The sequence below is a fragment of the Cereibacter changlensis JA139 genome (assembly GCF_003034985.1).
Taxonomy (GTDB): Bacteria; Pseudomonadota; Alphaproteobacteria; order Rhodobacterales; family Rhodobacteraceae; genus Cereibacter; species Cereibacter changlensis.
Genome location: NZ_PZKG01000160.1, coordinates 1 through 7664, shown reverse-complemented (window position 1 = coordinate 7664; position 7664 = coordinate 1). Strand labels below are relative to the sequence as shown.

13 protein-coding genes and 1 tRNA gene are annotated in these 7664 nt (G+C 68.0%); 6 read left to right on the top strand and 8 right to left on the bottom strand.

Annotated features, from left to right (window positions below; genetic code table 11):
- From C5F48_RS20340 to C5F48_RS20320, 5 genes are all read right to left on the bottom strand, one after another.
- Positions 1-225: hypothetical protein (locus C5F48_RS20340; RefSeq protein WP_146170563.1), on the bottom strand; the 225-nt coding region annotated here is incomplete at its 3' end.
- Positions 222-494, bottom strand: a complete 273-nt coding sequence (locus tag C5F48_RS20335; protein ID WP_107665613.1) for a DUF6378 domain-containing protein — start codon at positions 492-494, stop codon at positions 222-224. The genes C5F48_RS20335 and C5F48_RS20340, both read right to left, overlap by 4 nt.
- Entirely contained in the window at positions 491-1219 is a 729-nt protein-coding gene (locus C5F48_RS20330; RefSeq protein ID WP_107665612.1) for a hypothetical protein, read from the bottom strand. The genes C5F48_RS20335 and C5F48_RS20330 overlap by 4 nt, the downstream gene beginning before the upstream one ends.
- A gap of 40 nt (positions 1220-1259) precedes the next feature.
- On the bottom strand, positions 1260-1475 hold the full coding sequence (locus tag C5F48_RS20325; RefSeq protein WP_107665611.1) for a hypothetical protein: 216 nt from the start codon (positions 1473-1475) through the stop codon (positions 1260-1262).
- Positions 1475-1729, bottom strand: a complete 255-nt coding sequence (locus tag C5F48_RS20320; protein ID WP_107665610.1) for a hypothetical protein — start codon at positions 1727-1729, stop codon at positions 1475-1477. The genes C5F48_RS20325 and C5F48_RS20320 overlap by 1 nt, the downstream gene beginning before the upstream one ends.
- Positions 1730-2194: 465 nt before the next feature.
- Here C5F48_RS20320 and C5F48_RS20310 point away from each other — a divergent pair, with 465 nt between their 5' ends.
- From C5F48_RS20310 to C5F48_RS20285, 6 genes are all read left to right on the top strand, one after another.
- Positions 2195-2497, top strand: a complete 303-nt coding sequence (locus C5F48_RS20310; protein ID WP_245941394.1) for a helix-turn-helix domain-containing protein — start codon at positions 2195-2197, stop codon at positions 2495-2497.
- Between the two features lie 387 nt (positions 2498-2884).
- Positions 2885-3187, top strand: coding sequence for a hypothetical protein (locus tag C5F48_RS20305; RefSeq protein ID WP_107665608.1), 303 nt, complete (start codon positions 2885-2887; stop codon positions 3185-3187).
- A gap of 269 nt (positions 3188-3456) precedes the next feature.
- Complete coding sequence (locus C5F48_RS20300; RefSeq protein WP_107665607.1) at positions 3457-3705, top strand: hypothetical protein; 249 nt, start codon at positions 3457-3459, stop codon at positions 3703-3705.
- The gene (locus C5F48_RS20295; protein ID WP_107665606.1) at positions 3698-3970 is read left to right on the top strand and encodes a hypothetical protein; all 273 of its coding nucleotides are present in this window, start codon (positions 3698-3700) and stop codon (positions 3968-3970) included. Before C5F48_RS20300 ends, C5F48_RS20295 begins: the two co-directional genes overlap by 8 nt.
- An 11-nt stretch (positions 3971-3981) precedes the next feature.
- Positions 3982-4698 carry a hypothetical protein gene (locus C5F48_RS20290; RefSeq protein ID WP_107665605.1) on the top strand — a complete coding sequence of 239 codons (717 nt, stop codon included), beginning with the start codon at positions 3982-3984 and terminating at the stop codon, positions 4696-4698.
- A 267-nt stretch (positions 4699-4965) separates the two neighbouring features.
- Positions 4966-5976: a tyrosine-type recombinase/integrase gene (locus C5F48_RS20285; protein WP_107665604.1), complete on the top strand. Its 1011-nt coding sequence runs from the start codon at positions 4966-4968 to the stop codon at positions 5974-5976.
- 74 nt (positions 5977-6050) lie between these two features.
- Here the strand turns inward: C5F48_RS20285 and C5F48_RS20280 are convergent.
- From C5F48_RS20280 to C5F48_RS20270, 3 genes are all read right to left on the bottom strand, one after another.
- Positions 6051-6125 (bottom strand) — tRNA-Val (locus C5F48_RS20280).
- Between the two features lie 18 nt (positions 6126-6143).
- Positions 6144-6554 (bottom strand): HU family DNA-binding protein, encoded by a 411-nt coding sequence (locus C5F48_RS20275; protein WP_170139614.1) that lies wholly within the window; start codon positions 6552-6554, stop codon positions 6144-6146.
- A 147-nt stretch (positions 6555-6701) separates the two neighbouring features.
- The coding region (locus C5F48_RS20270; protein WP_308812771.1) for a S16 family serine protease at positions 6702-7664 on the bottom strand (963 nt) is incomplete at its 5' end.

The window sequence follows — 7664 nt, the reverse complement described above, 5'->3', positions numbered from 1 at the left end:
CGCCACCGCCGCCCGCCGCGCCCTGAGCTCCGGCGGCGCAGTGGTGCGCGCGAAGCTCAGCCCCTGCTTCGGCGCCGGTGCGCCGTCCTTCTCGGGATAGATCAGCTTCGCCCCGTCCCAGACCGCCACGGGCAGGCCCGAGACCCCGCGCGGGATCCGCCGCAGCCGGCCCGCCGCCAGCGCCGCGTCAATCAGCGCCCGGTCGCTGTCGGAGATCCGCGTCATGACCCGGCCCCCGTCGCCAGCTCGCCGCCGCAGGCCGCGTAGCCGGCGAGGTCGATCCAGTTGTCGGCGTGGCGCGGGTTCTCGACGAGCCGCGCCACCTTCATCAGCGCCAGCATCGCCGCCGCGTCGACCGCGCTCACCGGCTGGCCCAGATAGATGCTCCAGAGATCGCCGATCCGCCCGAGCCCCTCGTCGAGCGCGCCATGCGTCGCCGCCCGCTCGACCGTCACCAGCCGGCTGGCCGTGGCGAGGATGTCTTCCCGCGTCATGCCCGCACCGCCTTCGGCCCCACCGCCGCCCGGATCGCCTCCAGCCGCTTCAGGAAGCCGGCGAGCGCGCCCCGGGCCTCGGCCAGCTCGGCCCGCGCCGCCTCGATCGCGGCATCCCGCGCGGCCATGGCGGCGAGCTCCCGGCGCAACTCCGCGAGCAGCCCCTCGATCTCCTCGTTGCCGCCCGCGGGGCCATAGAGATCCTCGCGCACCGAGGCGACCCAGCCCGGCAGGATCCCCGGCAGCGAGGCGGCGACCGTCTGGTCGGTCTCGCCGCCGACGTAGCGCCCCGCCTTCACATCGTAGGAGGCGTCCAGCAGCTGCACGATCTCGCGCTTCTGCGCCCGCGTCGGCTGGCGCGGGGCTTCGGCCCCAGGCATCGCCACGACCGCCGCAGCCACACCCCCTGCCCCCGCGGCCCCGCCCGGGGCCGCCTTCTCCCTCGCCGCCGGAGTGGCGGGCGCTGCTCTTGCCATCTTCACCTCCTGTGCCTGACGTCCTTCCGCCCGGCGCTGCGCCACGCAGCCCGGGCAAAGCTGTTTGCGACCGGCCACCCGCCAGCCCCGGGCCGAGAGCTTCGCCGCCACCTGCCCCGTATTGATCGCCATCCGCTCGCCGCAGACCGAGCTCCGCCCCGGACGGTCCACCGTCTCCATGTGCTCGGCCCGGCACCCGTCGCAGGTCACCAGCGCCCGGTGCCGCTGGCTCGGAAGAACGCTGATCATCGCAGCGCCTCCCCGCGGCCCGCGCTGAGCGCCTTCCCTGTCATGCCAGCATCCAGCGCAGCAGCGTCGCCCAGACGGGCGCGCTGAGGACCAGCCCGACCAGCAGCCCGCGGAACGGGACGCCGTGCTCGGGGGCCGGATCGTCGAGGTGGGAAAAATACTTCCCCGCCTTTCGCTTGAACAACAGATGGTTGCAGAAGGCGCGCGTTGTGCGCGCCTCGTAGAACCGCCCGGCGATGTGCCACCAGAACCGCATCACTTCTTTCCTTCGATGTGTTTGAACACCACTTCGGCCCCGGCGATGGCCAGGACCGCCGTCACGTAGCGCAGCGAGGCGTCGTGCTCCTCGCGCAGCCAGTTCACCACCTGGCGCGGCGAGACATCGAGCGCACGCGCCGCCTTGTGCGACAGCTCGCGCTCCGAGGTGGACGGGAACGCCCGCCACAGCATGTTGGAAAACCAGCGCCGGGACGCCCGCGCATGCTCATTGTTGCGTGCAGGATTCTTCATGTCAGACCCTCCAGGTTGAAACGGCGGGGACCCACATGATTTTTGAACACGCGACAACGGGGCGGAATGCCACTCGTCGCGTTGCAGCGCGTCGAAACCAAATGGAAAAAAGTATGTCATTCGGCCGCCTCCTGAGATTGGGGGGCCAATGTGGGCTCGGCAAATCTGAACAGCTCCGTCGGGCAAGCCACGCCCAAGGCGTCGCAGTGCTGTTTGACGACCACGTACCATTTCGCAGGGAAGCGTCCGTCGACCGCAGCGTTGCTAATCGCTGTCCTTCCGACCCTCAGCTCGTGAGCCAAGGTCTGGCGGCCGATCAAATCACAGATCTGAGATACAGTGGTCATGCCGCTAGCATGATCCATTTTTCATGGACCATCAAGGGTCCATCGCGAACCTGGTCCACAAAAAATGGGCCTCTGCTATAACCGGCCCATGCAGCTAGACCAAAAGATCGCACTCGCCATGACGGGCGACGACAGCAAAAAGGCGCAGGCGATCAGGCTTCGCGCCGCTCGCCACATGATTGGTCTTGACCAGAAGACCTTGGGCAGCGAAGTCGGCCTGAAGAAGACGGCCATCAGCAACATGGAAATGGCGCTTAGCTATCCAAGCCTTCCGGTCATGCGCTACCTCTACCGAGCACACCGCGTAGACTTCAACTTCATGATGAACGGCGATTTCGCCCAGCTCCCCGGCGACGTCCAAGCCTCACTTTTTCCACATCTCGAAGACGCCAGGCGTGAGTGGGATCGAAAAGAAAGTTGAGGTTGACGTCGCACCGGCAGGCAACGCGTGCGATCAGTATTCGCAGATGGTCAAGCATAGCTCACTCTTGATTCGCGCCATGGATTAGGCGCTTTCCAAGTAGCGCCAGAGCAACCCACGGTTGAGCATGGGCACGTCTGCCCGCCTTGCGGCCTGCCGTCACGCCCGCCAACGGCTGGGGCGAGCGCAGAGCGCTCCAGCCCGCCACACCCCCACCCCAGCATCATCCCACAACCCTTTGCACGGCAGCCATCCAGCGCCCCACAAAGGCGCAGACCCTTCCGGCGCCCGCCGCCAGCCAAGTCCATTATTCGTGGATTAACCACCTTGGCAATCCATTTTTTATGGTCTAGTGTTCCTGTGCAATCCAGGGCGGAGAAATCCAGGATGAAGTTCACAGAAGACCATAGGCCCGCGTCAGAAAGGGAGTGGCTGACGTCCTATCGCGTCACTGCCACCAGGCAGCACTTTCCCCCTGCAACTGCCGGGCACGCCACTTTCAACTCGTCCGCTCGCCGGGCGATCCCGCGGCCGACCATCCCCCGCCGCAAGCACCCTGATCTGACAGGCTTCCTGATCGGCTGCGTCGGCCTGGTCGGCTTCCTGTTCCTCGCCACCGTCGCCTTCGCCCACGTCACGGAGCGCACCCTTCTGACCGTCGCGCAGGGCGAAGCACGGCGGGGCATGTGACCCTCTGTCGCGAGGAACTTCTCATGACCAACCTCCCGCACTCCGCACCTGCTCCGCGAGCGGCTTCATATTGCCGCCGCCCGTGGCAGCAGAGCTTCGGCGCTGACCTGGCAGCCCGCGCGCCCTGACTGGATCCCGGGCGCGGCGGGGTCTCCGCGCGGCTTGTCTCCACCTCCCCCGGCGGTGCGGGCCGTCGGGGGCTTTTTCCGCCGCCGTTCCGGCGACCGGCCAGGACGGCCGGTTCCCCGAGCGACAGACCGGAGATCCCCATGTTCCACAGCACACCCTTGTCGAAGCAAAGCGCAGAGGCCGCGGCGGCCACCCGCTCGGCGACGATCGACAGCCTCGGCATCCGCATCGCCTACGCCGCCGCGCGCTCGGCGCGCTGGCGCTTCTGGCTGTTCGGCGTACCCACCGCCGACGATCTCATCGCTCTGCGCCGCGACGTGGCCCGCCGGCTCGGCATCACCCCCGAGGCGGTCGCCGCCGTCGTGCCGGCGGAGCGCTCCGTTGGCTGAGCCGCAGAGCGTCGGCCGGCTCGCGCTGCGGGTGGAGGGCGACTGGTGGGTCGCCTATCACGCCGCCGGCGGCACCATGGAGGGGGCTGTACCGCTCGGCTCGATCGCCATGGCGGCGGTCGCCGGCAACCCCGCCCGCAAGGCGGGTTTCCTCGCCCTGATGCAAGAGGTGCTGGCCGACCGGGTCGAGCAGGAGACCGGCCTGCGCCCGCAGTTCACCGTCCCCGCCCGCGCCCCGGAGCACGAACGCTCCGGCCGCGCCTGAGGGAGGGGAAGATGGCCCAAGCCCTCCGCGTCCTCGTAGGCTGCGAGACCTCCGGCCGGGTGCGCCGCGCCTTCGCCGCCCGCGGCCACGACGCCTGGTCCTGCGACCTGCTGCCGGCCGAGGACGGCAGCAACCGCCACCTCGTCGGCGACATCCGAGACATGCTGCACATGGGCTGGGACCTGCTCGCCGTCATGCACCCGCCCTGCACCCGGCTCTGCAACAGCGGCGTGCGCTGGCTGCACGAGCCGCCCAAGCACGCGCCGAAGGAGGCGACCGACGAAGAGCGCGCCGCTTGGCCGGATCTCGGCCGCGCAGCGCGGCTCGCCGTCATGTGGCGGCTGCTCGAGGAGGGCGCGTCGCTCTTCTCCGCCTGCTGGGGAGCACCGATCACCCGGGTGGCGATCGAGAACCCGGTGATGCACCGACACGCCGCGGAGCGCCTGCCCGCCGACCTGCCCCGGCCGCAGATCGTCCAGCCCTGGTGGTTCGGCGAGCCCTTCTTCAAGGCCACTGGCTTCTACCGCCGCGGCCTGCCGCCGCTCACCCCCACCAACCGCCTGACCCCGCCGAAGCCCGGCACGGAAGAGCACAAGGCCTGGTCAGCGATCCACCGCGCCAGCCCCGGCCCCGACCGCTGGAAGATCCGCAGCCGCACCTTCGCCGGCGTCGCAGAAGCCATCGCAGAGCAGTGGGGCGGACATGCGGAGCGGGAGGCTGCGGCATGAGCCAGAACCGATACGCCGCCGGCGTGCAGCAGCGGTCCGAACCGCTCAGCAGCTTCAAAGAATGCCCGACATCGCCGCGGGCAACGCAGCAAAAGATGAAATGGAGGATGATGACATGAGCACCCCCTACTCCCCCGAAACCCTTGCGGATCGCTGGGGCGTCAGCGCAACGTCGATCCGGAACAAGTGCATCGCCGGGAAGCTGCCGCATTTCCGCTTCGGGAAGCTGTACCGCATCCCTGCCCAGGTCGTTGAGGAGATCGAATCGTGCCAGACTTCAGCATCGGACGCCTGCGCGGCGGCTACTGCGTCTATTGGCCAACCGAGAGCGGTGGGCGGACCCGTCGTCAGCTTCAGGCACGCACCCGAGCGGAAGCGCAAGCAGAGGCAATAGACGTCTACCGGCGCGAGGTCTTCTCGGCCGCGCAGCAGGGGGCCACTGTCGCGGAGATCTGGGCTCTCTATCGCACTGACCTCGGCGACCGGCCGACAGCGGAGACGATGCTCTACACGGGCAAGGCGGTGCTCCAGCACTTCGGGCACTACCGGCCCGATCAGATCACCACTGAGCTCTGCCGAAGCTACAGCGCCGCGCGCATGGCGGCAGGAATCTCGCAAGGGTCCGTCCACACCGAGCTCGGCCACCTGCGCAGCGCGATGATGTTCGCGGTCAAGAACCGGATCATCGAAAGCGCGCCCTCGATCGAGCGGCCGCCGAAGCCGACGCCGAAGGAGCGCTATCTGTCGAAGGAGGAGGTTGGGGCCCTGATCGACGCCGCCAGCGCCCCGCACATCGGGCTGGCGATCCATCTGCTCTTTGCCACCGCCGGGCGCGTCGGGGCGATCCTCGATCTCACATGGGACCGAGTCGACCTGGAGCGCGGCGTCATCAACCTGCGCCTGGACGATGCGCGCACCCGCAAGGGCCGCGCCGTGGTGCCGATCAACCGCGGCCTGATGGCGGCGCTGCAGACAGCCAAGGCGGCGGCGATCAGCCCCTACGTCGTCGAGTTCGGCGGCGAGCAGATCGCCAGCATCCGGAAGGGTTTCGAGGGAGCGGCGCGCCGCGCTGGCATCGAGGGCATCACCCTGCACACGATCCGCCACAGCGCCGCCGTGGCCATGGTGTCGAGTGGGATCCCGATCGAGAAAGTCGCGCAGTTTCTGGGGCATAGCAACACGGCGGTGACCTACTCGACCTATGGCAGGTTCGCCCCTGAGCACCTGACCGACGCGGCCGAAGTCCTGGACTTCGTGAAGCTCAAAGCGGCGCGTTAGGTTCACGGAACCGGGGGGCGCTTCGTAAAAGAAAACGCCCCGGCTAGAAAACCGAGGCGTTACAAGGGAATAGATGGTGGGTGATAAGGGATTTGAACCCCTGACATCTTCGATGTGAACGAAGCGCTCTACCACTGAGCTAATCACCCGATGGCGGCGGTTTAGCCTTAGTCTTCGACCTCTGCAAGAGGCTCTTTTGCGAGTTTTCGCTTTGAGGTCGACTTGCCCTCCGCGGCGGGGCCGGCGCCGCGGCGCAGCTTCAGGGTCATCATCTCGCCCACGGCGCGCTCGTGCTGGCGGTTCACCTTCAGCTTGCCGAAGGGCGGCAGGTTCAGCTCCTCGCCCTTCGACAGCGCCTCGCTCAAGGCGTTCAGCGTCGCCTCGACGATGTCGCGGACCTGCTTGTGATCGGCGCCGGTGGCCTGCGCCACCCGCTCCAGCAGGTCCTTCTTCTTCACCGTGGCGAGCACGGCGCCGGCGGGGGCGGCTGCGGTCTCGCCGGAAGGCGCAGCCGCGGGGGTGCGCCGCTTCTTCGGGGCGGAGGGCTTGTCGGTTCCGGAGGTCTCTTTGCTTGTCATGCCGTTCCGATCTCTGTGGTTGCCGCAAAAGGCTATGACAGAAGCCGGGGCCGGCATAGGCCGCGGGGCAGCGGCAAAAGGGAGCAGGGCACCGCGCATGAAAAAAGGCGCACCGGGGTGCGCCTTTCTCCTGTCTTCGCTCCGGCCTCAGTGCGTCGTCTGCGCGGCCGGGTTTTCCTGCTGCAGACGGCGGGCGGCCGCGGCGGCTTCTTCCGCCGCCTCGTCCCATTCCACCGGCTCGGGCATGCGCACCAGCGCCTCGCGCAGCACCTCGCGGACGTGGCTCACCGGGACGATCCGCAGACCTTGCTTCACGTTGTCCGGGATCTCGGCCAGATCCTTCTCGTTCTCCTGCGGGATCAGCACCGTCTTGATGCCGCCGCGGAGCGCCGCCAGCAGTTTCTCCTTCAGCCCGCCGATCGGCAGCGCGTTGCCGCGCAGCGTCACCTCGCCGGTCATCGCGATGTCCTTGCGGACGGGGATGCCGGTCAGCACCGAGACGATGGAGGTCACCATCGCGAGGCCAGCCGAGGGACCGTCCTTCGGCGTCGCGCCTTCCGGAACGTGGACGTGGATGTCCAGCGTCTCGAAGCGCGGCGGTTTCACCCCCAGTTCCGGGCTGATCGAGCGGACATAGGAGGCCGCCGCCTCGATCGATTCCTTCATCACGTCGCCGAGCTTGCCGGTGGTCTTCATCCGGCCCTTGCCCGGCAGGCGCAGCGCTTCGATCGACAGGAGTTCCCCCCCAACCGAAGTCCAGGCCAGCCCGGTGACGACGCCGACCTGATCCTCAAGCTCGGCCAGACCGTAGCGGTAGCGCTTGACCCCGAGATAGCCTTCCAGCTGCTCGGTCGTCACGTCCACCGTCCGGGCCTTGCCCTTGACTATTTCGGTCACGGCCTTGCGGGCCAGCTTGGCGATCTCGCGTTCCAGGTTCCGCACCCCCGCCTCGCGGGTGTAGGTGCGGATCATCTCGGTCAGCGCCTCGTCGGTGATGCCGAACTCGCCCTTCTTCAGCGCGTGATTGGCGATCTGCTTCGGGATCAGGTGCTGTTTCGCGATTTCGCGCTTCTCGTCCTCGGTGTAGCCCGAGAGCGGGATGATCTCCAT